Raw genomic sequence first — 1,661 nt, 5'->3', positions numbered from 1 at the left:
GGCCCCGGCCCCGGCCATGTCGGGTACGGAGCGGTGGGAGAATCCGAGGGTGACGACCAGAACGACTGACATCGAAACGGCGGTCGGCGTGCTGCGCGCCGGCGGCCTGGTGGCCCTGCCGACCGAGACCGTCTACGGCCTCGCTGCCAACGCCGAGGATGCCGCCGCGGTAACGCGTATCTTCCAGGTCAAGGGGCGTCCGCCCTCCCATCCGCTGATCCTGCACATCAGTGGGGCGGAGCAGCTGGACGCGTGGGTCGCGGACGTGCCCGCCACCGCCCGCCTCCTGGCCGAGCACTTCTGGCCGGGTCCGCTGACGCTGGTGCTGAGGCGGGGAAGCCGGGTGCCGCTGGAGGCGACCGGCGGATTGGAGACGGTGGCCGTCCGGGTGCCCGACCACCCCGTCGCGCTCGGGCTGCTGTCAGCTTTCGGCGGCGGCGTGACGGCTCCGTCGGCCAACCGCTTCGGCTCGGTCAGCCCCACGACGGCGGACCACGTCCGTGCGGAGCTGGGCGACGACGTGGACTTCGTACTGGACGGCGGCGCCTGCGAGGTGGGCGTGGAGTCGACCATCGTCGATGTCACCGGTGATGCCCCGAGCATCCTGCGGCCCGGCGGGGTGACGCGTGAAGACCTCGAAGCGGTCCTGGGCTTCCCGCTCGCGGTTCCTTCGACGAGCCACGTCAGGGTGCCGGGCCAGCATCCGTCGCACTACGCGCCGCGTGCACGGGTCGTCCTCGTCGATCCCGGGATGGCCGTCGCGGAAGCGGAGCTCGCACAGGAGTCGGGGCAACGGGCGGGCGTGCTGCTTCCTCCCGCCCTGGCAGGCACCCGGGTGAAGGCGCACGCCGTGCTGGAGGTCCCCGGTTCGACGGCCGCCTACGCGCGCGGGCTGTACGGGTTCCTGCGCGAACTCGACGAGCGAGGGTGCGACCTGATCATCGCGTCCCTGCCGGAGGAGGAGGGGTTGGGGTCGGCGATCGCCAACCGGCTCCGCCGCGCCGCCGGACCCCGGCCCGCCTGAGCGGCCGGCACGGACGACGTTCGCCGGTCTTCCCGGACGCCCGGCCCCGGCAGACGGGGCTCGGCGGTACCGGTCGTGGGCGCCCGGTGGTGTGCCGACGGGCGGCCCGGTCAAGCGGGCAGGGCCATCAGGAGGAGGGGGGCGGTGGTGGGCCGGGGTGACCCTCCGGCGGGTTCGAGGGTGAGTCCGACCGCGCCGGCGTCGGAGGGGTCGCCGGTCAGGACGACGGTGCCGTCGTGGTCGATGAATCCGGCCGGACGCATGGTGCCGCCGTGGGCGAGCCACAGCTGGTAGGTCCTGCCCGCTCCGGGTGCGGGCAGGTTCGCGGCACTGAAGACCGCCCTGTTCTGCCGGTCGGAAGCCACGACCGTGGTCAGGGCTCCGTTCGCGGCCCGTCCGTGGACGGTACGGGCATCCGGTGCCGCCAGGACGGTGCTGATCTCGTCGAGTCGCTGCTGTGCCTGGCGGGCTTGCTGCTCGAGGTCCTGTCCGTTCTCCGCCTGCCACAGCGCGACGCCGCCGAGTGCGGCGGCGGCCAGGCAGGCGGCCAGCGCCAGCGGCGGGGCCCAGCGCCGCAGCATGCCGCCGAGGACGGGTGCGGACACGCTGGAGGAGACGTGCGGGGGCAGCTGCCGCA

General features: G+C 74.1%; 2 protein-coding genes. One reads left to right on the top strand and one right to left on the bottom strand.

Annotated features, from left to right (window positions below; genetic code table 11):
- Window positions 1–49: 49 nt before the first annotated feature.
- The gene (locus ACWGDE_RS38775; RefSeq protein ID WP_453393790.1) at window positions 50–1,024 is read left to right on the top strand and encodes an L-threonylcarbamoyladenylate synthase; all 975 of its coding nucleotides are present in this window, start codon (window positions 50–52) and stop codon (window positions 1,022–1,024) included.
- Between the two features lie 110 nt (window positions 1,025–1,134).
- On the opposite strand, the gene ACWGDE_RS38770 is transcribed toward ACWGDE_RS38775, so the two are convergent.
- Window positions 1,135–1,661 (bottom strand): anti-sigma factor (locus tag ACWGDE_RS38770; protein WP_453393789.1); only part of this gene is annotated, 527 nt, incomplete at its 5' end.

It is taken from the genome of Streptomyces sp. NPDC054956 (assembly GCF_053609185.1).
This window is presented reverse-complemented; position numbering and strand designations above follow the sequence as displayed.